The sequence below is a fragment of the Aestuariivivens sediminis genome, assembly GCF_022662105.1.
GTDB lineage: Bacteria > Bacteroidota > Bacteroidia > Flavobacteriales > Flavobacteriaceae > Aestuariivivens > Aestuariivivens sediminis.
The window spans coordinates 16,350-41,062 of the sequence record NZ_JAKMCP010000006.1 but is presented as its reverse complement, the minus strand read 5'-3'; the positions used below and the strand labels follow the sequence as shown (position 1 = coordinate 41,062).

Here is a 24,713-nt window from a genome sequence, read left to right as displayed (position 1 = left end):
CACATCATCATTTTCAAATTTGCTCTCAGGCGAAGTGAAAATGTATTGAATAAAATCAAGATATTTATAAACCCGTTTGAGACAATCAAGCGGGTTTTTCATTTAAAAACTTAACCCGATTGTTTCAAACTCATAACAAATAGAAAAATGAGTAAATTAAGAATTGCAATTCAAAAATCCGGACGTCTAAATGAAGACTCCATGCAAATTTTAAAGGATATTGGTATATCCATTGATAATGGTAAAGACCAGTTAAAAGCTTCCGCAAGGGATTTTCCGGTAGAAGTGTTTTATTTAAGAAATGGTGATATCCCCCAATATCTGAAGGATGGTGTTGTGGACGCTGCCATTATTGGGGAAAATGTGTTAATAGAAAAGGGAGAAGGTATTGGTATCGCTGAAAAACTGGGGTTTTCGAAATGTAGGGTATGTATTGCCGTGCCTAAATCCGTAAAATATGGCAATATAAAGGATTTGGAGGGCAAGCGTATAGCAACATCTTACCCGGTTACGGTTCAACGCTTTCTAGAAAAGCAAGGCGTTAATGCCCATCTGCATATTATCAACGGTTCGGTGGAAATTGCACCAAATATTGGTTTGGCCGATGCGATTTGTGATATTGTTTCTAGTGGAAGTACCTTATTTAAAAACAACCTTAAAGAAGTTGAAACGATATTAAAATCGGAAGCAGTACTTGCTGTATCACCGGTATTAAGTGAAGAAAAGAAAGCGATTTTAAGAACCATACAGTTTAGAATCCAGTCAGTTTTAAAAGGCAGGAATTCGAGATATGTTCTGCTCAATGCACCCAATGATAAACTCAAGGATATCATAAGTGTTTTACCCGGAATGAAAAGTCCAACGGTTTTGCCTTTAGCTGAGGAAGGTTGGAGCTCTGTACACTCCGTAATTAGTAAAAATGAGTTTTGGAATGTTATTGATGAATTAAAGGATAAAGGAGCGCAAGGCATTTTAGTGTGTCCAATAGAAAAAATGGTACTTTAGTATATGATGAACTGCTGTCACCTTGTAGTAAGCCATTCCCTGTTTTTCTTAAAATTAAAACCATGCAAATAATTGATAATCCAAATAAAGTAAATTGGGCGGATATTTTGAAGCGTCCAACACAAACCATTGACGATATAGAAGGGGTTGTAAACGAAGTGTTTATGGATGTAAAGGAATATGGAGACAGGGCCGTTAGAAACTACACGGAACGATTTGATGGTGTCACTATACAGGATAATTTAGTTTCTCTTCATGACATTGAAGAAGCCTCTAAAACGATTTCAGAAGCGCTAAAAACCGCCATTAAAAGGGCAAAACAAAACATAGAATTATTTCATGCAGCTCAGAGAACGCAAACCATTGATATAGAAACAACAGTGGGGGTGCGTTGCTGGCAGGAAAAAAGGCCTATCGAAAGTGTTGGGTTATATATCCCAGGAGGAACGGCACCATTATTTTCAACCGTTCTAATGTTAGCCATTCCGGCTAAACTTGCGGGCTGTAAGGAAATTATATTGTGTTCTCCACCAAACAAATCGGGAAAGTTAGCCCCAGAGATATTATATGCTGCCAGCCTCTGTGGCGTCACAAAAATATTTAAAATTGGAGGTATCCAGGCGATAGCTGGACTAACCTTTGGCACTGAAAGTATACCGCAAGTCTATAAAATTTTCGGACCTGGAAACCAATTTGTTACTGTCGCTAAACAGTTAGCAACAAAATATGGGGTAGCCATAGACATGCCTGCAGGTCCGAGTGAACTTTTAGTATTCGCCGATAAGGATGCAAATGCTGGTTTTATTGCTTCGGATTTGTTGAGTCAGGCCGAACATGGTGCTGATAGCCAGGTAATTTTAGTGTCTACGTCTAAAGACATGATCGCCATGGTCTCAGAGGAGATACAGACGCAACTTCAGGTGTTGTCAAGACGGAATATTGCAGAACAGGCCATTTCAAATTCTAAGTTAATTTATGTTGAAGACGATAATACCGCATTAGAATTGATTAATATGTATGGCCCCGAACACTTTATCATATGTAGTAAAAATGAAGCGTTTTTTGTTAATGGCATTATAAATGCAGGATCGGTTTTTATTGGGGATTACACACCTGAAAGTGCAGGAGATTATGCTTCCGGAACGAACCATACCTTACCGACTAACGGATTTAGTAAAGCCTATTCCGGAGTTAATTTGGATAGTTTTTTAAAGAGTATGACCTTTCAAAAAATTTCCAGAGAAGGTATCTTAAATATAGGAAAAACTATTGAGCTAATGGCCGAAGCAGAAGGCTTGCAAGCGCACAAAAATGCAGTAAGCATCCGATTAAAGGATTTAAAAAAATAATGCCATGCTCAATCATAACACGTTGCTTGTTTAATTGTGATCCTGGCATATTAATGATAAACAAATGAATGTTCTAGATTTAATACGACCTAACATAAAAAACCTTAAACCGTATTCGTCGGCCAGAGATGAATTTCAAGGTTTTAAAGAGAATATGGTGTTTTTAGACGCCAATGAGAATCCATTTGAAAATGGTGTTAATCGGTACCCAGATCCCTTACAGAGACGTGTTAAAACCCTTTTATCTGAACTAAAAGGGCTTTCTCAAGACCATATTCTTTTAGGAAATGGAAGTGATGAAGTGTTGGATTTAATATTCAGAGCGTTTTGTGAGCCCAACAAGGATAATATTATTACCTTACCACCTACCTATGGCATGTACGGTGTATTGGCTAATATCAATGCCGTGGCCATAAAGGAAATGCCGTTAACCAAAGATTTTCAACCACAGGTTGACAAAATTTTGACCATGGCTGATGTGAATAGCAAACTCTTATTCTTATGTTCTCCTAACAATCCTAGCGGGAATAGTTTTTCACCAGAATCCATAGAGAGATTAATCAAAAACTTTCAAGGTATTGTGGTTATAGATGAGGCATATATTGACTTTACGTTACAGCCCAGTTGGATTAACAGATTAAACGAATATCCCAATTTAATTGTTACACAAACTTTATCCAAAGCATACGGAATGGCCGGCATTCGACTGGGTATATGTTACGCTTCCAAAATCATTATTTCAGTATTGAATACCATTAAGCCTCCATATAACGTGAATGAGTTAACACAACAAAGAGCCATAGAGCAGTTAGAGAATAGAACCTTGACTGAGCAACAAATTAAATCCATCTTAAATGAAAGAGACCGATTAATCGACGAGTTGCATAAAATTTCTTTCGTAACTAAAGTTTATCCTACGGATGCCAATTTTGTACTTGTCAAGGTAGACGATGCTACAATGCGATATCATCAGTTAGTTGAAAGGGGTATAGTGGTTAGGAATAGATCGACCCAGCCCGGTTGCGAAAATTGTTTACGGTTTACCGTTGGCATTGCCAATGAAAATAAAGCATTAATTACAGCATTACATGAATTAAGTTAATGGGCTATTCGGCATAATCATTGTAACCTTCGCGGTTCATGCCGAATCCAAACAAACATAAATGAGTATTAAAAAACGACCTTTGCTGGAGTTAATTTATAGCAACAGTCGAGACAGAAATTAAAATAATGAGTAAAAAGGTATTGTTTATAGACAGGGATGGCACATTGGTTTTAGAACCACCTGTGGATTATCAATTAGACAGTTTGGAAAAATTGGAGTTTTACCCCAAAGTATTTCAATATATGGCAAAAATTGCCAGCGAATTGGATTACGAATTAGTTATGGTTACCAATCAAGATGGACTGGGAACTGAGCTGTTTCCGGAGGATACCTTTTGGCCTGCACATAATAAAATCATTGATGCATTAGCCAAAGAAGGGGTGGTATTCTCGGCAATTCACATAGATAGATCGCTACCTGAAGACAATGCACCAACACGAAAACCAAGGATAGGAATGTTGAACCACTATTTTTCAAAAGATTATGATCTTGCAAATTCATATGTCTTAGGGGATCGAATTACCGATATGGAACTGGCCAAAAACTTGGGAGCAAAAGGTATCCTTTTATCAGAAAATGAAAAGACAGGTGTGGGCTCCAATGAAATAGAGTCCTCCAGACCGGACATTTTGGACCACATTGTACTTACTACGACTGACTGGGCAAAGGTCTATGAGTTTTTAAAACTAAAGGATCGCGTGGCTGAGATAACTCGAAATACTAATGAAACCCAGATTTATATTAAACTAAACCTGGATGGATCAGGACAAAATAATATTAGTACAGGACTGGCATTTTTCGATCATATGTTGGACCAAATAGGACGTCATGGTGCCATGGATTTAACTATCAAGGTTACGGGCGATTTGGAGGTCGATGAGCACCATACCATAGAAGATACCATGATTGCTTTAGGGGAATTGTTTCACAGAGCATTGGGTAATAAGCTGGGAATAGAACGCTATGGGTTTTGTTTGCCCATGGATGACTGCCTCGCCCAGGTCGCAGTAGATTTTGGCGGAAGAAATTGGTTAGAATGGGATGCCGAATTCAAACGGGAGAAAATAGGGGATATGCCAACAGAAATGTTTTTCCACTTGTTTAAATCTTTCGCCGATGGGGCTAAGTGCAATTTAAATATAAAAGCAGAAGGCACCAACGAGCACCATAAAATAGAAGGCATATTTAAGGCCTTTGCCAAAGCCATCAAAATGGCCGTAAAGAGAGATGCCAATAAGATGTTTTTGCCAAGTACCAAAGGAATGTTATAAGGTAAATAGTATATACAACAAGTGTAAAGGTTTAAATCCTTTTACTTATAATGTCTAACTTTAATATTATTAAATTGAAATTAATCATTATAGATTACGGTGCAGGTAACATTAAAAGTATACAATTTGCCTTTAATCGTTTGGGATATGATGCCGTTTTATCCAAGAATCCCGAGGAAATTAAATTAGCTGATAAAATTATTTTTCCTGGCGTAGGCGAAGCACGTTCTGCCATGACTATGCTTAAAGAAAGTCAATTGGACAAATTAATACCATCCCTCAAGCAACCGGTATTGGGGATATGTTTGGGCATGCAATTGATGTGTCTGCATACCGAAGAAGGGCATACCAATGGGTTGGGGATATTTCAAACTAAGGTGAAACGATTTTCCAATTCGGTGAAGGTTCCCCAAATGGGATGGAACGTTATAAAAAATTTAAAATCGGATTTATTCAAAGGGATTAGAGAAAACGAGTATATGTACTTGGTGCACAGTTATTACGCTGAACATTGTGATGAAACCATAGCGGCAACCGATTATGACATAAATTATGCCTCTGCATTACGGCATGAAAACTTTTATGGCGTACAATTTCACCCGGAAAAGAGCAGTGTGGCAGGAGAAAGAATTTTAAAAAACTTCCTGGAACTATAATATAAATTGAGACCTTTGAGGCAATAAAAACCAAAGAGGCCTAAAGAGACATAACATATGAGAATTATACCGGCCATAGACATTATTGAGGGGAAGTGTGTTCGTTTAACCAAAGGGGATTACGGTACAAAAAAAATTTATAGTGAAAATCCTTTGGAAATAGCAAAGGCATTTGAGGATTCGGGGATTCAGTATTTGCATTTGGTAGACCTGGATGGAGCCAAAGCTCAGCATATAGTCAATTATAAAGTTTTGGAACAAATTGCTTCAAAGACGAATTTAAAGATTGATTTTGGTGGTGGTTTAAAAACCAATGAAGATCTGCACATTGCCTTTAATTCGGGTGCCAGGCAGATTACAGGCGGCAGTATTGCAGTCAATGATCCCAAAACCTTTGAAGGATGGATCGCAAAATACGGAACCGCAAAAATTATTTTGGGGGCCGATACCGATCATGGTAAAATATCCATTAGTGGCTGGCAAGAACAAAGTACAGAGGATGTGATTCCATTTATAAAATCCTATCAAAAGAAGCGTGTTCAATATGTTATCTGTACTGATATTTCAAAGGACGGTATGCTTCAGGGGCCCTCTGTAACATTGTATCAGCAAATTATCGCAGAATGTACCAACAGTAGTAGTGATCAATCCATTAAACTTATTGCTTCTGGGGGCATCTCCGATATTGATGAATTACCTGTTTTGAAGGACATAGGTTGTGAAGGTGTTATTATTGGAAAAGCCATTTATGAGAATAGAATCAGTTTAAAACAATTAGAAAAATTCATTTGAACGTGACCTATGAAAGAATAGAGTCCTTAGTATGCATAATACATTATTTTGACCTTTCATAAGATATAGTAACATTAAAATAAATCAATGTTAACAAAACGAATTATACCTTGTTTAGATATTAAAAACGGACGTACCGTAAAAGGCGTTAATTTTGTGGATTTACGCGATGCCGGTGATCCGGTGGCTCTCGCAAAGCAATATGCCGAACGTGGAGCAGACGAACTTGTTTTTTTAGATATATCGGCAACATTAGAGGAACGAGCAACAGTGTTGGATATGGTATTACATGTAGCGGAGCAGGTTAATATACCCTTTACGGTTGGCGGTGGTATTTCGAGTGTCGAACACGTAGATGCGCTATTAAAATGTGGTGCGGATAAGGTCTCTATTAACTCATCGGCTGTTAAACGCCCTGAACTGATTAATGAACTCGCGGATAAATTTGGAAGCCAGTGCGTCGTGGTTGCCATTGATGCCAAGCAAATTGATGGGGATTGGAAAGTACACCTAGCCGGTGGAAGTATTCCCACAGAAATAGATTTATTCGAATGGGCCAAAGAGGTTGAACAACGTGGTGCCGGCGAAATATTATTTACCTCCATGGACCACGATGGTACTAAAAATGGTTTTGCCAATAGGGCACTGGCACAATTGTCAGCCAAGTTGAACATACCTATCATTGCATCGGGGGGGGCAGGAAATGTGCAACATTTTATTGATGCCTTTAAGGAAGGTAAAGCGGATGCCGCATTGGCAGCAAGTGTGTTTCATTTTGGAGAAATCCCTATTTTTGAATTAAAACATGAATTAAAAGCTCACAATATTGAGGTTAGACTGTAATGGTTATCTCTTATTATTGTGCTGAGTACTCCGAGAGAATTCCGGTGTGCAATCGGAAACCAAATAAATAGAATTTAAATTATAGATTCCGACTTTTAGTCTATCCAATGGGGTAGTGGAAATGTGGAACAAAATAGAATTATGAAAATAAAATACGATTCCAAGGGATTGGTACCTGCAATCATTCAGGATGCCGTAACCAAAACAGTATTAATGTTAGGGTATATGAATGAAGCAGCGTACCAAAAGACTATTGAAACAAAACAAGTAACATTTTTTAGCAGAAGCAAGCAACGCTTATGGACTAAAGGTGAAGAAAGCGGTAATGTGTTACATCTGGTAAGTATTGCAAATGATTGTGATAAGGATACCCTTCTGGTTCAAGTCAATCCAACGGGACCCACCTGTCATAAAGGAACCGATAACTGCTGGGGCGAAGATAATAAGGCCACATATGGTTTTTTCTCAACCTTAGAAGAAATTATAGCCGAACGCGTTGCGAATAGCGATACCAAAACATCTTACGTGGCCAGTTTATTTGCTAAAGGCATCAATAAAGTGGCACAAAAAGTAGGAGAGGAGGCTGTGGAAACCGTTATTGAAGCGATGAATAATAACGACGACTTGTTTTTATACGAATCGGCCGACCTACTATTCCATTATCTTATGTTACTGCAAGCTAAAGGGTTTACTTTAAAGGATATTGAAGCGGAATTAAAAACAAGGCATAAGTAAGGTTTTAAGTTAGAGATTTTAAGTAACTAAAGGTTAAAGGATGAAACCACACCTTAAAACGTGAACATTAGTCATTATAGTGAAAAAATTCTATTACGTCATTACCATTCAGTATTTGGGCTACCGTTTTCATGGGTGGCAAAAGCAGCCCAATGTGAAAACACTTCATTTAATGGTAGACAGAACCTTAAATTTTATACTGGAGGGTAAACCGTTTAAAAGTCTGTGCGCCGGACGTACGGACGCTATGGTGTCTGCAGAAAATGCCGCTTTTGAGCTGTTTTTGTCGGAACCTCTCAAAGATGAGAAAGCCTTTTTGACTTTGTTTAATTATAACCTTCCGCAAGACATTCGAGCACTTGACATTAAGGAAGTTGATGAGAAATTCAATATCATTCAGCATTCAAAAACAAAAGAATACCATTATCTTTTTACCTATGGAGCAAAGTGCCATCCCTTTTGTGCTCCTATTATGACCACTATTTTAGACGATTTAAATATCGATATCATGAAACAAGGTGCCAAACTGTTTGAGGGTGAACATTATTTTAAATCCTATTGCTATAAACCTACTAACACTGGTGTTTACGATCGTGAGATTTTAAGATGTGAACTCATTGACAATCGCATCTATAAGGCTAATTATTTTCCCGAAAAATCGTATCTCCTTCGAGTGAGGGGCAAAGGGTTCATGCGAAATCAAATTCGATTGATGATGGGAGCTTTAATTGACCTGGGTAAGGGAAATTTGAAGCTAGAGGATATTAAAAAGAGCCTATTACCCGATAGTGAAATAAAAATGAATTATATAGCACCGGCGTCTGGGTTAATTCTGAAATATATCGACTTTGATTAAGCTTATTTTTTTAGGTTTCCTTTGTCTTGTTGTCTAGTCATGCCAATCTAATTACATTTCTACTTCTTAATGTATTGAGTACCTTAAGAATTTAGATTATATTCGAGGAAAATTTTATTGAAACCTTTGGTTTCATTACCTAGCTAAGTTCTCAACTTTGCATACAATAATATTAATCAAATCAATAATAGATGAAAATTAAACTCGTTCTTTTTGCCATGCTATGCAATTGTTTTCATATGATGGCATCACAGGTAGATACGCTAACGGTAATGAGTCAATCCATGAACAAACCTATAAAGAATGTTGTGATTTTTCCAGACAGCTATGCTTCTCAAGAAGATGAATTTCCTGTATTGTATTTGTTGCATGGTGCTGGTGATGATTTTTCAAAATGGGTAACCACGGTACCAAATATCAAAAATATTGCAGATACTTATAATATGATTATTGTATGTCCAGATGGCGCAGTTACCGGCTGGTATTTTGATAGTCCCATAGATAGCACCATGAAATATGAAACCTATATTTATAAGGAGCTTGTAACTACTATAGACAATAAATACAATACGATAAAAGAAAAAACGGGACGCGCTATAACAGGTATAAGTATGGGAGGGCACGGCGCACTTTATCTGGCGTTTAGACATCAAGATATATGGGGCGCCGCAGGAAGTATGAGTGGTGGCGTTGATATTCGTCCGTTCCCAAATAATTGGAACCTCAGTGAGCGACTGGGTAAATATTCTGAAAATAAGGAGGTATGGGAAAGCCATACAGTGATCAACCTCTTACATTTATTGGACGGCGATTTAAAACTTATTATTGATTGTGGCCATGATGATTTCTTTTTCGATGCCAACCAAAGACTGCATAAAAAACTGATTGAAAGAAACATTGCGCATGATTTTATTGAACGTCCGGGTAAGCATAACTGGACCTATTGGACTAATGCCATTAAATATCAAACACTGTTCTTTAATGATTACTTCCAGAAGAATAGATCAATGTAAAGCAATGTGTTTCTAAAACATCATACTATGAATACAACAGTACCAAAATCAGCCTTAGATTTTTTTAAAAAATTGGAAAAAAACAATAACCGTGACTGGTTTAATGAGAATAAAAAGGAATTCAAAGCTATCGAGGCCCAAGTAAAGGAAGTCTACAATGCTGTTCTGGCAAATCTCAACAAACACGACGACATTGATAAATTGAAAATGTTCCGTATTTACCGGGACGTGCGCTTTTCAAAAAACAAATTGCCTTATAAAACACACTTTGGTGGTTCCTTTCATAGAACAAAGCCTAAATTAAGAGGTGGTTATTATCTACATATCCAACCTAATAACGAAAGCTTTATCGCCACAGGGTTTTGGGAACCTGCTCCGGCGGACTTGTTACGGATCCGAAAGGAATTCGAAATGGATGATGATTACATAAGAGAAATCATCAATGAGAAAACCTTTAAAAGCGTTTGGGGAGGTTTGGTAGGTGACGAAGTAAAAACAGCTCCAAAAGGGTTTGACAGAGACCATAAAGCCATCGATTTAATAAAAAAGAAACAATATATTTTTATTAAAACGTTTGCGGATAATCAGGTTTTGGATAATAATTTCATTAATGAGGTAGATCATGCATTCAAAGCAATTCGACCCTATTTTGACTATATGAGCGATGTTCTGACTACCGATTTAAATGGGGTACCACTAATCCAATAACTAAACCGCTGTTAAGAATTCAGGTTTATCCAATAATTGAATATTGCTAAGCAGGCGTTCCTTGACGAGGTTCATCATGCGTTTATTTAAAGCACAGGAATTTTCAATATAAATAGCATATTCCTCCAAGGTAAACTGGCCAATTACCATACCCTTTAAAGAATTTCTAAATTTCATATCCTTATGGATGGCGTTTTCAATATAATCCATTCGCTTTTGCAAGGTAAGACCATAAAACACCGATTTGTGTTTTGTAATATAATTCTTAAAAACACCAATAAACAAATCATTCTGTAACTTTATAACCGGTCGCAAAACCAGGTTTTGAAAACGTTCCTCGCTACTCATGTCATCATTAATGGTGTTGGTCAAAATTTCTGGTCTCATTTGTTTCAGACTAAGGTCTCTTGTGTTCATGATTTGGTGTTTTCAATAAAATTATAGATTATTAAAACTGATATGGCCATTTAAAATTCTAATTATTAACGAGGTTATCAACATGAAACATTTATTTATATTTAATGTTTTAAAAACTTTGGAAAGAGCAGGTTTCTAGTGCGTGCAACCTTAATTATGAATTTATGAAATTTGGCCGAGTAGACCATCCCGAACTAATCGATTTTAAATTACCTCATGATCACCCCGACACCCTTAAGGTATTGGAAAGGCAGAAGGATGCGTATATCCCTAAAATTTATGTAGGCTGTGCTAAATGGAATAGGACCGACTTAAAGGGGTTCTATCCGAGAGGAACAAAAGATGAATTAAAATATTACTCCAGTCAGTTTAACTCCATTGAATTGAATGCGACATTTTATCGCATTTTCCCGAATGAGCAATTTTCTGCTTGGTATAATAAAACGCCGGAGGAGTTTAAATTTTTTCCAAAATTGTATCAAGAAATCAGTCATTGGAAAAGATTATCCGAAACTAAAGACGTGGTACAGCATTTTTTGAATAATGCTTCCAATCTTCAGGAAAAACTGGGTAGGGTATTTTTACAAATGCACAATAATTTCACACCCAAGAATTTCGACCGGGTTGTAGATTTTATTGAATATTGGCCTAAAGAATTTCCACTTGCTATTGAATTTCGACATACCGATTGGTACAATGACAGGACGGTTTCGGAAGCCCTGTACCAATTATTGGAAACCCATAATGTTTCCAATGTGATGGTAGATACGGGGGGTAGACGCGATTTATTGCATATGCGTTTAACCAATACAACTGCTTTTATCAGGTTTGTTGGAGCCAATCATGAAACCGATTTTACACGGTTGGACGACTGGATAACTCGCCTGGAACAATGGAAATCCCTAGGAATAAAAGAAATCGCATTTTTCATTCATCAAAATATGGAAAAGGAATCTCCGTTACTCTCAGCTTATTTTATAAAGAAAATTAATAAGAGCCTGGGTTGTGATTTAAATGTACCAATCACCTACACTAACATTTGAACCACTTTAAAGTATCGTTAATGAACGCAATATTATGAGTTTAAATAAATATAAGTTAGCTTTTAATCAAAATTAATCAAAGGAATTTAAAGTAAAGGAAGCGGACTAAATCAAACCATCTATGGTGGATTGGGATATAATAGCCTCAAAAAATAAGATTACCAGAAATTTCTGTGAACCTTTGGATGCCGAGACATTAAGGGATTCAAGTTTGGTTAAAAAAAGGAGGTTCACTTTTGACTAAATTTTTTTCTTGGCTTTCGTAAATTTTGGACTTTAAAATATTTTCAATAAACGCTTTATTTCATTAGCGTAATGGTTGATATAAACATAATGATTAAGAATTATTTAAAAATGTTGACCATCGTAGCATAGATTGCAAAATTTGGCTTGAAAACAAGCTGTATTTTATAAATTTGTCAACTGAACCAATTACAGCGATTATGAGTAATACATTGTTTGATAAAGTTTGGGACTCTCATGTAGTAAGAAAAATTGAAGGTGGCCCAGACGTATTTTTTATAGATCGACATTTTATACATGAAGTAACGAGTCCTGTGGCCTTTTTAGGATTAAAAAACAGAGGCCTCAAAGTGCTATATCCCGAGCGTACATTTGCAACCGCAGATCACAACACACCGACAATCAACCAACATTTACCGGTTGAAGATCCCTTATCGGCAAAACAATTAAAAGCCTTGGAATCCAATGCGAAAGAGCATGGTATTAGCCATTGGGGTCTTGGTCATAAAAAGAATGGAATCGTTCATGTTGTAGGTCCGGAAAATGGGATTACTTTCCCGGGTGCTACTATAGTTTGTGGGGATTCCCATACCTCAACTCATGGGGCTTTTGGAGCTATTGCATTCGGTATTGGGACCTCGGAGGTAGAAATGGTATTATCCACGCAATGTATCATGCAGCCTAAGCCCAAAAAAATGCGCATCAATGTGAATGGCCAATTGAGCAAAGGCGTGACCCCCAAAGATGTGGCGCTATTTATTATTTCCCAATTAACCACTTCGGGAGCAACGGGATACTTTGTTGAGTATGCCGGTGATGTGTTTGAAAATATGACTATGGAAGGACGGATGACCGTCTGTAACCTATCCATAGAAATGGGAGCAAGGGGAGGTATGATTGCCCCCGATGAAACAACTTTTTCGTATTTAAAAGATAAACCACTGTCCCTAAAAGGTGACGCCTGGGATGAAGCAGTTGCATATTGGAAAACCTTAAAAACGGATGAAAACGCCGTATTTGATAAGGAATTTAATTTCAATGCCAGTGACATAGAACCCATGATTACCTATGGTACTAATCCCGGGATGGGTATTGGCATCTCTAAACATATTCCTAATGCTGAAGATGTGGAGGGCGGTGTGGCGACCTACAAAAAATCCCTGGATTATATGGGTTACAGTGAGAGTGATTCCATGATTGGTAAAAAAGTAGACTATGTATTTCTTGGCAGTTGTACCAATGGGCGAATTGAAGATTTCAGAGCATTTGCTTCCATAGTCAAAGGTCGGAAAAAGGCAGATCACATCACGGCTTGGTTAGTTCCCGGTTCCCATGAAGTAGAAGATAAAATAAAGGAAGAGGGCATTTTGGATATCATCACTAATGCAGGATTTACCCTCAGACAGCCAGGATGTTCTGCTTGTTTAGCTATGAACGACGACAAAATTCCAGCGGGAAAATATGCTGTAAGTACATCAAACCGTAATTTCGAAGGGCGTCAAGGTCCCGGTTCAAGAACCATGCTTGCAAGTCCATTAGTAGCTGCCGCAGCGGCCGTAACAGGAGTTGTTACGGATCCGAGGGAACTATTATAAAAAAGGTTTTGAAACGGCTATTATGCATACTGACTACCAAAAACATGTTTAAAAAGAATATAAAAATATCTGCCGGCAGATTCCTGGCAGACTGAATACAAAAAAAATGGCATACGATAAATTTAATGTTTTAACGAGCTCGGCAGTTCCTTTGCCGCTAGAAAATGTGGATACCGATCAAATTATTCCTGCTCGTTTTTTAAAAGCGACGGAGCGTAAACGATTTGGAGATAATTTATTTCGGGATTGGAGATATAATGCAGATGATACGCCGAAAGAAAGCTTTGTTCTAAATAACCCGTTGTATAGTGGAAAAATTTTGGTAGGCGGTAAAAACTTTGGTTCCGGCTCATCTCGGGAACATGCGGCATGGGCCGTTTACGACTATGGTTTTCGTTGTGTAGTGTCAAGTTTTTTTGCCGATATATTTAAAAACAATTGTTTGAATGTTGGTGTTTTGCCGGTACAGGTGAGTCCTGAGTTTTCAGAACAAATTTTTGAAGCTATTTATAAAGATCCTAATACAGAAATTGAAGTAAACTTGCCCAAGCAGACGATTACCATTCTTGCGACGGGAGCAAAGGAAACATTTGAAATTAACAGCTACAAAAAAGAAAATATGCTAAATGGATTCGACGATATTGATTATCTTCAAAATATGAAAGATGAAATTGAATCCTTTGCAAACGATTTGATGCTATAAATGGCGACCACAAGGCAAATTGAAATAATGGATACGACATTACGCGATGGTGAACAAACCTCGGGAGTGTCGTTTTCTGCATCTGAAAAACTTACCATAGCCAAACTCCTTTTGGAAGAATTAAAGGTCGATCGAATAGAAATCGCCTCTGCAAGAGTTTCTGAAGGCGAGTTTCAAGCCGTAAAGGCCATTACCAAATGGGGAGAAGAGGCCGGATTTATCGATGTTATCGAAGTCCTAACCTTTGTGGACAACGGGGTTTCCATAAATTGGATGATAGAAGCTGGAGCCAAGGTACAAAACTTGCTAACAAAAGGTTCATTAAACCATTTAACATATCAGCTTAAAAAGACTCCAAATCAGCATTTTACGGAAATTTCAAAAGCGATTAAATTAGCCCAGTCTAAAGGTATTGAAACAAATATTTATTTAGAAGACTGGAGTAATGGCATGCGGAATTCCAAATCCTATGTATTCGAATTTTTGGAATTTTTAGCCACGCAACCCGTAAAGCGTATTATGTTACCGGATACTTTAGGGATTTTAACCCCCAGAGAATCCTATGATTTTGTAAAGGAAATCAGGGAAGCCTATCCCGATTTGCATTTTGATTTTCATGCACACAACGATTATGATTTAAGCGTTTCCAACGCTCTGGAAGCCATAAGGGCTGGAATAGATGGCTTGCATCTAACCGTTAATGGTATGGGAGAACGCGCAGGTAATGCACCAATGGCAAGCACCATCGCCGTTATTAATGATTTTCTGCCAGAAATTGAAATTAGGGTTAATGAAAAAGTATTGTATACGGTAAGCAAATTGGTAGAAAACTTTACAGGGGTAATGATTCCTGCCAACAAACCCATTATTGGCGCCAATGTGTTTACCCAAACTGCTGGAATCCATGCCGATGGAGATAATAAAAAGAACTTGTATTTTAGTGATTTAATGCCGGAGCGTTTTGGAAGAAAGCGACAATATGCTCTGGGAAAATCCTCCGGTAAGGCCAATATTCAAAAAAATTTACAGGAATTGGGACTTCAGTTAAATGACGAAGACTTAAAAAAAGTAACCCAGCGAATTATTGAATTAGGTGATAAGAAACAAGTCGTGACCAAAGAAGACTTACCCTATATCATTTCTGATGTTTTAGATAATAGCTATGAAGAAAAGGTAAAAGTTAATTCGTATGTATTGACGCATTCAAAGGGCTTAAAACCTTCGACAACGATTTCTGTTACAATTGAAAATGAAACGTATGAGGAAAATTCACAAGGGGATGGGCAATTTGATGCCTTTATGAATGCCATTCGAAATATATTTAAAAGGAAGAAAACGACCTTACCCGATCTTATAGACTATGCTGTTCGAATCCCACCCGGAAGTCGATCGGATGCCTTATGTGAAACCATTATAACATGGAAAAGTACTGATAAGGAGTTTAAAACTCGTGGATTGGATTCCGATCAGACGGTATCGGCCATAAAGGCCACTGAAAAAATGCTGAATATTATTATTAATTAGAAAATAGCGATAAAACGATTTACAAATAACATCTAACAAATAACTTTTTTAAATGAAATTTAACATAGCCCTTTTAGCAGGTGATGGTATAGGACCGGAGGTCATTGATCAAGCCGTAAAAGTTTGTGATGCTGTTGCTTATAAATTTGGACATGACATTACTTGGAAACCTGCATTAACCGGTGCTGCTGCTATTGATGCAGTAGGCGAACCTTATCCGGATGAAACCCATGATATATGCGTCAATGCAGATGCCGTATTATTCGGAGCCATTGGGCACCCCAAATTTGATAATGATCCTTCGGCGCCGGTAAGGCCAGAACAAGGCCTTTTAAAAATGCGTAAAAAACTAGGCTTATTTGCAAATGTTCGTCCAACCTTTACCTTTCCGTCTTTAATCGATAAATCGCCTTTGAAGAAAGAGCGTATCGAGGGAACCGATTTGGTGTTTTTACGTGAATTGACCGGTGGTATTTACTTTGGAGAAAAAGGCAGAAGAGATGAGGGTGAAACCGCTTTTGATAATTGTGTTTATACGCGCAAAGAAGTGCAAAGATTGGCTAAAAAAGGATTTGAATTGGCCATGAGTCGTAGAAAAAAGTTATGCTGTGTGGATAAAGCTAATGTTTTGGAAACATCTCGTTTGTGGCGAGAAACGGTTCAAGCCATGGAAAAGGATTATCCTGAAGTAGAGGTTAGCTATGAGTTTGTAGATGCAGTGGCCATGCGTTTGGTACAATGGCCAAATAGCTATGACGTGTTAATTACGGAAAATTTGTTTGGGGATATTTTAACCGACGAAGCCTCTGTTATATCAGGATCAATGGGCTTGATGCCTTCAGCCTCCATGGGAACCGATATTGGATTATTTGAGCCCATTCATGGATCTTACCCTCAGGCAGCAGGGAAAAATATCGCCAACCCATTGGCAACGGTTCTATCTGCTGCAATGATGTTTGAAACAGCGTTTCATCTTCCGGAAGAAGGTCAGGCCATAAGGGAAGTCGTCAATAAATCACTCGCCGAAGGCATAGTAACCGAGGATCTTGCCAATGATGGTAAGGCTTATGGGACCAGTGAAGTAGGGGATTGGTTAGCGGCAAATATTTAAAAGGCCTGTGACTGAGGTGGTGTAACAGGAATTAATATTGTGGCGTGTAATAAATTTAAAAAAAAGCGCTTTCTAATTAAGGCTCTTTTTTTGTGTGGTATTGTTGAAGCTTGATCCTGTGGGCAATTCAAAAATCTCTAGGTCAAAATAGGGAAGGGCAGCGATTAAATGATCGAAGATATCAGACATAATGTACTCGTAATTTTCCCAACGCTTATCACTGCTGAATGCATAAATTTCCATAGGAATGCCCTGAGTAGTGGGGGCCAATTGCCTGGCCATGATCATCATATCCTTATTGATCGCAGAGTGGTGTTTTAAATAAACATCAATATATTTTCTGAATACCCCAATATTGGTGAGGTTTCTACCATTTAACAGGAGATTTTTATCGATGTCTTGGACCTTATTAAACTGATCGATGTCGTGTTGCCTGGTTTCCAGATAGGAGGTGAGCAATTGTATTTTTTTAAGCTCCTCAACTTGCTTCTTAGTTAAATACTTAACCCCATTTTGCTTAATATAAAGGGCCCGTTTAATACGTCTGCCACCAGAGCTCGTCATGCCGCGCCAGTTCTTAAAGGAATCTGATATGAGGGCATAAGTGGGAATGGTGGTGATGGTTTTATCGAAATTTTGAACCTTTACCGTTGCTAAATTGATTTCAATGACATCCCCATCTGCACCGTATTTCTCAAAAGTTATCCAATCTCCAATGCGTACCATGTCGTTAATAGACACCTGAATACTGGCTACAAAGCCCAATATGGTGTCCCTAAACACTAAAATAATAATAGCTGAGGCTGTTCCTATACCCGCCAAAAACTCAATAAATTTAATGCCACTCACAATGGCAAAGGCAGAAAAAATTCCTAAGACCCAAGCAAAGATCATAAACACCTGAATATAACTGTCTATGGGCTTGTCATTGTAACGGGGAAGCGTCTTTAAATAATCCTTAATACTATTTAGAATACTGCGTATGATCCATAGGGTTAAAACAATAGCAAAAATCTTCAACCCTTTTTCAAAGACGTTTTCAAAATTTTGAAAATCATAAAACACTATCGGAATAAACTTTATGGAAAGTAAAAGCGGTATGATATGGGCAATGTTTCTGGGGACCTTATTGGTAACCAACAAATCATCAAAGTTCGTTTTCGTCTTTACAGCCAATTTGGTAAACGAAACACGAATTAATTTTCGAATAACAAAATCGCTTATAAAAACGACTATAAGTAACCCAAAAAGCAAGGCGAACATATTAAGGTAGGCTGATGTTGATTCGGATAAGCCTTTATTAATTAAGTAATCGTAAACGAGATGGGTTATGTTATTCATGTTTTAAACTTAGAAATTTTTTGTCAATATAAAAGGTGCCAAAAGGAATAACAGAGGCCAAAAGAACATGGTTGAACTGCCTGTTGGTCCATTTTAATGTTGGTTTCAAAATAATGGACAATGCGAAATAGGCGATAAACAGTAATCCATGAGGCATACCCAAAAGTTTTACATACTGAGGATCATCCAGAGTATATTTAATGGGAGTAGCCACAAAGAGAAGCAGAACATACGAGAGCCCTTCCAAAAAGGCTACCACTCTAAAAATACGTATATAAGACATTCCAATTTTTTTTTTGCAAAAATACACCTCAAAATACAATTATCTGTCAAAATTCAAACTAATTTAAGATTTAATAAAAGTTTATGGAGAATCATTGAACTGAGAAGAAGGACTAAAGGGACAACATATTATTGCAACACCTTTCATTTATTTTTTAAAATACTAATGCTATCTTTAAATAATCATAAAATGTTGAATTAATGAAATTCAAATTGCGGCTTGCTATTTTCTCGAAGATATCACCTGTTGCCTTCCTTGCGCTTTTAAGCGTTTCCGAGAGCCAAAAAGCTATCAAATACACCCAGTTATCAACCGGCACGGAAGTATCGATAGGTTGTGAAGGCTTCACCAGAAATGCCATTGTACGTTCCATTCTAAATAAAGGCACTAGTGAGGGTAGAATCCATGAAGATCTGAAGCCCCACTTAACAGAACATCCGCTGGTTTTATGGGCCAGGGAACCCGATATTAGAGCCGATGGTACACCACCTAAGACACCTCCCGTAACACTTAAAGAATATCAAAAGGCCGTCACAGCCCGGTTTGAGGCAGGGGCTATTCTACCATAAGATTAATTACCAAAAGATGAATACCATGGAAATTTCCTTTACCATCAACAACCTATCACAAACCATTGAACTAGAAGATGGACAAACCCCATTATTGTGGGTCATTAGGGATATCCTGGACCTCAAGGGCACTAAATTTGGTTGTGGGATGGCTGCCTGTGGAGCCTGTACCATTCATATTGATGGTGAAGCCGTACGGGCTTGTTCTTTTCCGGTAGAAATGGCAGGAGGAAAGCACATTACTACCATAGAAGGATTAGGCACTCCGGAACATCCACATCCCGTGCAACAGGCATGGATCGATGCAATTGTTCCTCAGTGTGGCTATTGTCAGCCCGGATTTATTATGGCAACGGCAGCACTTTTAAATAAAATTCCCAATCCTACAGATGAGGATATAGATCGGAATATCATCAACATTTGTAGGTGTGCCACCTATTACAGAATGCGAAAGGCCATTCACAAAGCGTCCCAGTTACAATCACAAACTGTAAATCCGTTAAAATCTTAGACCATGGGTAAAGGTAAAATCTCCAGAAGAACGTTTCTAATACGTGGTGGTTTGAGTACCATAGGTGTTTTGGCTGTAGGGACCTATGTTTTTAGAAATGCATTAAGACGTAAGGCGCTTAAATTTGTTGATACCACGGATGCTTTGTATGTAGGTAATACGAACGACCCCATGCTCTGGTTTGAAATCACCAAGAATAACACCATAATTCTACATTCACCAAAGGTAGAAATGGGACAAGGGATATTTACCGGATTAGCCCAAATGGCTGCCGATGAGCTCGAAATTTCCATGGATCAAATAAAAGTGGTTCATGCCAGTACAGACAGTGGTAATATAGATGGTCTGAGTACAGGAGGGAGTCTTTCCATTGCTGGTTTATGGCACCCTCTCAGAGAGTTGGCTGCCGTGACTCGTGAAATTATAAAAGCCGAAGCAGCAGCTAAGCTTGGTGTGGAAATGCGTTATTTAACGGTCTCAAACGGGACTCTTACCGCCAATGGTAAAACGATGAGCTATGCCGAAGTAATGGAAGGTGTAACCGAATGGACACTTCCGGAGGTTTCGCCGACATTAAAACAATTAAAGGATTACAGGTTTATTGGGAAACCCATCCCTAGAATTGATTTGTATGACAAAGTATTTGGAAAACCTATTTTTGGAATGGATGCCGAAATGCCCAATATGTTGTATGGTGCCGTGGTAAGACCGGATAGGATAGGGGCAACCTTTATCGATGCCGATACTTCGGACGCCGAACAGATGCCCGGTGTGGTACAAATTGTAAAAGAATCCGATTTTGTTGGCGTTATTGCGCACTCCTATATGGAGGCCGAAAACGCCAAAAACGCCATAAAAGTCAACTGGAAGGTAGAACGTCACTGGCAGTCGAAGGATATTGAAGACCTGATTAAGGTCGGGAATGGGCGTTCCCAGATCATACAAAAAGAAGGGAATTCAGATAAGGTGTTACAGGAAGATGATGTATTAACCATGGCTTTTACCTCCCCCATAGGGGCTCATGCCCAACTTGAACCCAATGGGGTAGTAGCCTCGGTTGAGGCCGATCGCGCAACCATTATAATCTCCACTCAGGTGGTCGGTATCACCAGAAAGGAAGTGGCTGAGTGTCTCGGTTTTAGGGAAGAGCAGGTAACTATTATACCAACCTATTTGGGAGGGGGATTTGGAAGACGTTTACACACGCCACATGCCATGCAAGCAGCCCTGATGTCCAAAGCCATTGGTAAACCGATTAAATATTTCTTTAATAGAAAAGAAGAGTTTCAAAATGATATGTTTCGCCCGCCAACTCATCATATTCTCAAAGCAAAATTAAATGATGATGGGCTTATTGAGGCTATAGAACATCAGGTTTCAAGCGGTGATGTAGCACATAATTCACCCATTTTACCCCATTTTGTACTTCCTTTAATCGGGGCGGATATTGGAGCAATTAGGGGAGCTTATATTAGATATAGTAGAATTCCCAATCAAAAAGTTGTTTCCTGGCATGTGGACTTGCCCTTTGCCACGAGTTGGTGGCGCAGTTTGGGCCTGTTGGCCAACACCTTCGCTATTGAGAGTTTTATGGATGAATTAACGATAAGGAGTGGTAAAAACCCTGTTCATTTCCGTTTGGAACAAATCCATGATGATGAGGCGGGACAACGCCTGAAAGCAGTAATTAAAGCAGCCGTAAAGACTTCCGGATATCAGGATGAGGTACGGAATGGCAGGGCTATGGGTTTTGCAGCATCGGTTGATTCCGGCACACCTTGTGCCCAGGTGGTAGAAGTCTCTATAGACGATAATCACATAAAGGTGCATAAGGTCACTTGCGCCTTAGACCCGGGTGTTGTCGTAAATCCGGATCAGGTGAGGGCCCAGTGTGAAGGGGCCATCATTATGGGGTTAAGCGCCTCCTTATACGAGCGGATGTATGTTAAAGATGGTGCATTGTATCCCACTGTATATGGCCCGTATGAAATGGCCTTGATGAGACATGCCCCAAAAGACATCGATGTGGTTCTCTTGCAAGGTATGGATGATGCCGGCCCGGTAGGTGAACCACCATTGGGACCCATCGGTGCGGCAATTGGAAACGCTTTAAGGAGGTTAACCGGAAGACGTTACCGTAATTTGCCCCTTAGTTTGGTTTAAAAATTGGAAAAAAATTGCATACAAATTGAAATAAATGTATTTTTAAGGGGGGGTGTACGACACCTTAAAAAATCCGCGAATCGGTTTTTTGATGACAACGGGAGTCAGAAAACTGAAAAACATAGCCTCAAACGTTTTAAAAACCATAGGGATTTGCTGTCAGAATTTGGTTTTAAACAATTTGGATTCCTACGATGCGTGTATGATTAATATAACTAAATAGAAATTTATTAAACTTTTTCAAATGACTTAGGTCATTTTTTATCACTTTAAAAGCTTGTAGTTTTATTTCAAACTAAACGAATAGGTACTATGAAAATATTTGATGATAAGCACATTAAGAATGTGGTCTTGGTTGGAGCGCATAACAGTGGAAAGACCGCATTGTGTGAAACTATGTTGTTTGAGGCAGGACTGATAAATAGACGTGGGACTATTGAAGATAAGAACACGGTATCCGATTATCATGACGTTGAACACGAACGTCAGGCCTCAGTATTTGCAACACCCATACATACCGAATGGCGCAATTACAAAATTAATATTATAGACACACCTGGTTTAGATGATTTTATCGGGGAAATTATTTCGTCCATCAGGGTGGGAGACACGATTGCCACCGTGATAAACGGTAGGCAAGGCGTAGAGGTTGGCACTGAAATTATCTGGAATTACTCCGATAAATATAACAAGCCAACCTTATTTATTATAAACCAAATTGATCATCCCGATTGTCATTTTGACGATGCCTTTAAAAGTATAAAAACTTTGGTGGGCAACAACGCGGTTCAAATTCAGTATCCCATTAAACTGGATGGGGCCCATTGCATTGTTGATGTTTTAAAAATGAAGTGTTACAAATTTGGGCCGGAAGGGGGCAAGCCGGAAAAATTAGCGATCCCGGATAGCGAAAAAGAAAAGGCTGATGCCCTGCATAATGAACTGGTGGAAAAGGCTGCCGAAAATGACGAAGAACTCATGGAGCTGTATTTTGATAAAGGCACCCTGAGTGAGGATGAAATGCGTCAGGGAATTAAAATTGGTATGCTTAACCATGATCTGTTCCCCGTTTTCTGTGTATCTGCCTTAATGGACATGGGCAGTGGAAGGCTTATGGGCTTCATTGATAATGTGGCTCCTGCGGCCGCCGATTTAAAATCGCAGCAAAGCGTAGAAGGCGATGAGATTGTTCCAAAGGTGAACGCTCCAACATCGCTTTTTGTTTTTAAGACCCTTTACCAATCCAATTTGGGAAAAATCACTTTTTTTAAGGTAAAGTCAGGTGAAATCAATGTCAATGATAAGCTGACCAATTCCAGATCGGGAGAAACCGAGGTCATCAACCAACTCTTCATTATGGATGGTAAAAATCGAGAACCTGTCGATAAATTAACGGTTGGGGATATTGGAGCCACATTGAAGTTGAAATTTACAGAGACTACAGATACCTTATACAGTGGTAACAAACCAATTACGATTAAGCCCATACAATATCCGGAACCTAGAATTCAAAAAGCGGTATCGGTGGAGAATAAGGCCGATGACGAAAAACTTAGTGAAGCGCTGAGGCGCATTCACAAGCAAGATCCTACCGTTGAGATAACTTATTCAAAGGAATCCAAAGAATTGTTGTTAGGATGTCAAGGTGAGTTACATTTGTCCATAATCGATTGGATGTTGGTTAATGAATATCGGTTAAATGTCACCTATAGCAAACCAAAAATTAAATATAGAGAAACCATCCAGCGTTCTTCAACAGCCAATTACCGACATAAAAAACAATCGGGCGGTTCAGGACAATTCGCACAGGTACACTTAAAAATAGAGCCCTGGATTGAAGGCATGCCGGAACCTGAAGGCTTTAATATTAGAGGTAAGGAGGAAGTTGATTTACCTTGGGGTGGTAAATTGGTATTTTACAATTGTATTGTTGGTGGCGTTATTGATTTACGCTATTTGCCGTCTATTATGAAAGGTATTATGGAGGTTATGGAGGAAGGTCCTTTAACAGGTTCTTATATCAGGGATGTGCGAGTGATGGTTTATGATGGTAAAATGCACCCGGTAGACTCAAATGATATTTCTTTTAAAATTGCAGGGGCACATGCCTTTAGGGAGGCTTTTTTAAATGCCAAACCTAAACTGTTGGAACCCACAAATGAGTTAACCGTTAAGGTGCCGGAAGATATGGTAGGTAATGTCATGACCGATTTACAATCGCGACGCTCCATAATTCAGGGGTTTGCCAATCTGGATCGTTATCAGATATTAAAATGCACCATTCCGGCAGCCGAACTTTACGGCTATTCCACTGATTTAAGATCGTTAACCCAGGGAAAGGCCACTTTTAGTTCTAAATTTTCGTCGTACCAATTGGTACCAAGTAACATACAACAACAATTAGTAAAAGCTGAAGTGTAATTTTAAAAGTCAAAGCATGATAGTTAAAGCAAATTATTTAAGTGACCTCAAATTTAATTTGGACACCTGGAAAAGAGAACTACGGTTTCATTTTGATGAAATGGATACGTTTGAAGAGAAATTGGAAGAAATAGCCAGCCGTGAGTACGATAAAAAGGCCACCATGATGATCGAAAATTTTCAAAACAGAATTATGATTGAGAAAGCGGCCATTTCAAAATTAAAGCACCGATGCCGGAATAAACTGGCCAATATTTATAAGGCAGATTTCAATGAAAATATAGATGGTCGCTTACAAGGCGAACAAAATACCCTAAAGGACGATATGCGTACGTATATAAAAATGCATTATGATTTGAAAGAGGAAATGATGGATTTCTTTAGGGAATGGCTTTAACCCTTAGATGGGGTAATTCCTGAAATAACATTACATTTTAAAGGCTATCGATATGGAGC

24 protein-coding genes are annotated in these 24,713 nt (G+C 38.5%); 21 read left to right on the top strand and 3 right to left on the bottom strand.

The window, feature by feature from the left end:
* Window positions 1–147: 147 nt before the first annotated feature.
* The 11 genes from hisG to MR054_RS13825 all read left to right on the top strand — a co-directional run bounded on the left by hisG (window position 148) and on the right by MR054_RS13825 (window position 10,333).
* The gene (hisG, locus tag MR054_RS13875; RefSeq protein ID WP_242158417.1) at window positions 148–1,005 is read left to right on the top strand and encodes an ATP phosphoribosyltransferase; all 858 of its coding nucleotides are present in this window, start codon (window positions 148–150) and stop codon (window positions 1,003–1,005) included.
* Window positions 1,006–1,067: 62 nt separating this feature from the next.
* Window positions 1,068–2,354 (top strand): histidinol dehydrogenase, encoded by a 1,287-nt coding sequence (hisD, locus tag MR054_RS13870; protein WP_242087100.1) that lies wholly within the window; start codon window positions 1,068–1,070, stop codon window positions 2,352–2,354.
* A 64-nt stretch (window positions 2,355–2,418) separates the two neighbouring features.
* On the top strand, window positions 2,419–3,456 hold the full coding sequence (hisC, locus tag MR054_RS13865; protein ID WP_242158416.1) for a histidinol-phosphate transaminase: 1,038 nt from the start codon (window positions 2,419–2,421) through the stop codon (window positions 3,454–3,456).
* A 128-nt stretch (window positions 3,457–3,584) separates the two neighbouring features.
* Window positions 3,585–4,730 (top strand): bifunctional histidinol-phosphatase/imidazoleglycerol-phosphate dehydratase HisB, encoded by a 1,146-nt coding sequence (gene hisB / locus MR054_RS13860; protein WP_242158415.1) that lies wholly within the window; start codon window positions 3,585–3,587, stop codon window positions 4,728–4,730.
* Window positions 4,731–4,804: 74 nt separating this feature from the next.
* Window positions 4,805–5,386 carry an imidazole glycerol phosphate synthase subunit HisH gene (gene hisH / locus MR054_RS13855; protein WP_242087094.1) on the top strand — a complete coding sequence of 194 codons (582 nt, stop codon included), beginning with the start codon at window positions 4,805–4,807 and terminating at the stop codon, window positions 5,384–5,386.
* 57 nt (window positions 5,387–5,443) lie between these two features.
* On the top strand, window positions 5,444–6,178 hold the full coding sequence (gene hisA, locus MR054_RS13850; protein ID WP_242087092.1) for a 1-(5-phosphoribosyl)-5-[(5-phosphoribosylamino)methylideneamino]imidazole-4-carboxamide isomerase: 735 nt from the start codon (window positions 5,444–5,446) through the stop codon (window positions 6,176–6,178).
* A gap of 87 nt (window positions 6,179–6,265) precedes the next feature.
* Window positions 6,266–7,021 (top strand): imidazole glycerol phosphate synthase subunit HisF, encoded by a 756-nt coding sequence (gene hisF, locus MR054_RS13845; protein ID WP_242158414.1) that lies wholly within the window; start codon window positions 6,266–6,268, stop codon window positions 7,019–7,021.
* A 123-nt stretch (window positions 7,022–7,144) separates the two neighbouring features.
* The gene (gene hisIE, locus MR054_RS13840) at window positions 7,145–7,756 is read left to right on the top strand and encodes a bifunctional phosphoribosyl-AMP cyclohydrolase/phosphoribosyl-ATP diphosphatase HisIE (RefSeq protein ID WP_338081533.1); all 612 of its coding nucleotides are present in this window, start codon (window positions 7,145–7,147) and stop codon (window positions 7,754–7,756) included.
* A gap of 73 nt (window positions 7,757–7,829) precedes the next feature.
* Entirely contained in the window at window positions 7,830–8,612 is a 783-nt protein-coding gene (locus tag MR054_RS13835; protein ID WP_242158528.1) for a tRNA pseudouridine synthase A, read from the top strand.
* Window positions 8,613–8,803: 191 nt separating this feature from the next.
* Window positions 8,804–9,625: an alpha/beta hydrolase gene (locus MR054_RS13830; protein WP_242158413.1), complete on the top strand. Its 822-nt coding sequence runs from the start codon at window positions 8,804–8,806 to the stop codon at window positions 9,623–9,625.
* A 27-nt stretch (window positions 9,626–9,652) separates the two neighbouring features.
* Window positions 9,653–10,333, top strand: a complete 681-nt coding sequence (locus MR054_RS13825; RefSeq protein ID WP_242158412.1) for a DUF2461 domain-containing protein — start codon at window positions 9,653–9,655, stop codon at window positions 10,331–10,333.
* On the opposite strand, the gene MR054_RS13820 is transcribed toward MR054_RS13825, so the two are convergent.
* Window positions 10,334–10,750 carry a glyoxalase gene (locus tag MR054_RS13820; protein WP_242087083.1) on the bottom strand — a complete coding sequence of 139 codons (417 nt, stop codon included), beginning with the start codon at window positions 10,748–10,750 and terminating at the stop codon, window positions 10,334–10,336. It abuts the gene before it with no gap.
* Window positions 10,751–10,914: 164 nt separating this feature from the next.
* On the opposite strand from MR054_RS13820, the gene MR054_RS13815 reads away from it, so the two are divergent.
* The 5 genes from MR054_RS13815 to leuB all read left to right on the top strand — a co-directional run bounded on the left by MR054_RS13815 (window position 10,915) and on the right by leuB (window position 16,969).
* Window positions 10,915–11,793: a DUF72 domain-containing protein gene (locus tag MR054_RS13815; protein WP_242158411.1), complete on the top strand. Its 879-nt coding sequence runs from the start codon at window positions 10,915–10,917 to the stop codon at window positions 11,791–11,793.
* Window positions 11,794–12,236: 443 nt separating this feature from the next.
* Entirely contained in the window at window positions 12,237–13,631 is a 1,395-nt protein-coding gene (gene leuC / locus MR054_RS13810) for a 3-isopropylmalate dehydratase large subunit (RefSeq protein WP_242087079.1), read from the top strand.
* A 106-nt stretch (window positions 13,632–13,737) separates the two neighbouring features.
* Window positions 13,738–14,334 carry a 3-isopropylmalate dehydratase small subunit gene (gene leuD, locus MR054_RS13805; protein WP_242158410.1) on the top strand — a complete coding sequence of 199 codons (597 nt, stop codon included), beginning with the start codon at window positions 13,738–13,740 and terminating at the stop codon, window positions 14,332–14,334.
* Window positions 14,335–14,361: 27 nt separating this feature from the next.
* Window positions 14,362–15,858 (top strand): alpha-isopropylmalate synthase regulatory domain-containing protein, encoded by a 1,497-nt coding sequence (locus MR054_RS13800; RefSeq protein ID WP_242158409.1) that lies wholly within the window; start codon window positions 14,362–14,364, stop codon window positions 15,856–15,858.
* A gap of 52 nt (window positions 15,859–15,910) precedes the next feature.
* On the top strand, window positions 15,911–16,969 hold the full coding sequence (gene leuB / locus MR054_RS13795) for a 3-isopropylmalate dehydrogenase (RefSeq protein WP_242158408.1): 1,059 nt from the start codon (window positions 15,911–15,913) through the stop codon (window positions 16,967–16,969).
* Window positions 16,970–17,041: 72 nt separating this feature from the next.
* Here leuB and MR054_RS13790 read toward each other — a convergent pair whose 3' ends face one another.
* Window positions 17,042–18,310 carry a mechanosensitive ion channel family protein gene (locus tag MR054_RS13790; protein WP_242158407.1) on the bottom strand — a complete coding sequence of 423 codons (1,269 nt, stop codon included), beginning with the start codon at window positions 18,308–18,310 and terminating at the stop codon, window positions 17,042–17,044.
* On the bottom strand, window positions 18,303–18,593 hold the full coding sequence (locus MR054_RS13785; protein ID WP_242087069.1) for a DUF3817 domain-containing protein: 291 nt from the start codon (window positions 18,591–18,593) through the stop codon (window positions 18,303–18,305). Before MR054_RS13785 ends, MR054_RS13790 begins: the two co-directional genes overlap by 8 nt.
* Before the next feature lie 212 nt (window positions 18,594–18,805).
* Between MR054_RS13785 and MR054_RS13780 the strand changes: the two genes are divergently transcribed.
* The 5 genes from MR054_RS13780 (at window position 18,806) to MR054_RS13760 (ending at window position 24,654) form a co-directional block, all read left to right on the top strand.
* Entirely contained in the window at window positions 18,806–19,162 is a 357-nt protein-coding gene (locus tag MR054_RS13780; protein ID WP_242158406.1) for a hypothetical protein, read from the top strand.
* 16 nt (window positions 19,163–19,178) lie between these two features.
* Complete coding sequence (locus MR054_RS13775; RefSeq protein ID WP_420868349.1) at window positions 19,179–19,673, top strand: (2Fe-2S)-binding protein; 495 nt, start codon at window positions 19,179–19,181, stop codon at window positions 19,671–19,673.
* Window positions 19,674–19,676: 3 nt separating this feature from the next.
* Complete coding sequence (locus tag MR054_RS13770; protein WP_242158405.1) at window positions 19,677–21,836, top strand: xanthine dehydrogenase family protein molybdopterin-binding subunit; 2,160 nt, start codon at window positions 19,677–19,679, stop codon at window positions 21,834–21,836.
* A 312-nt stretch (window positions 21,837–22,148) separates the two neighbouring features.
* Window positions 22,149–24,257, top strand: a complete 2,109-nt coding sequence (locus tag MR054_RS13765) for an elongation factor G (RefSeq protein ID WP_242158404.1) — start codon at window positions 22,149–22,151, stop codon at window positions 24,255–24,257.
* 16 nt (window positions 24,258–24,273) lie between these two features.
* A complete protein-coding gene (locus tag MR054_RS13760; protein ID WP_242087061.1) occupies window positions 24,274–24,654 on the top strand; it encodes a hypothetical protein in 381 nt (126 codons plus the stop codon).
* Window positions 24,655–24,713: the final 59 nt, after the last annotated feature.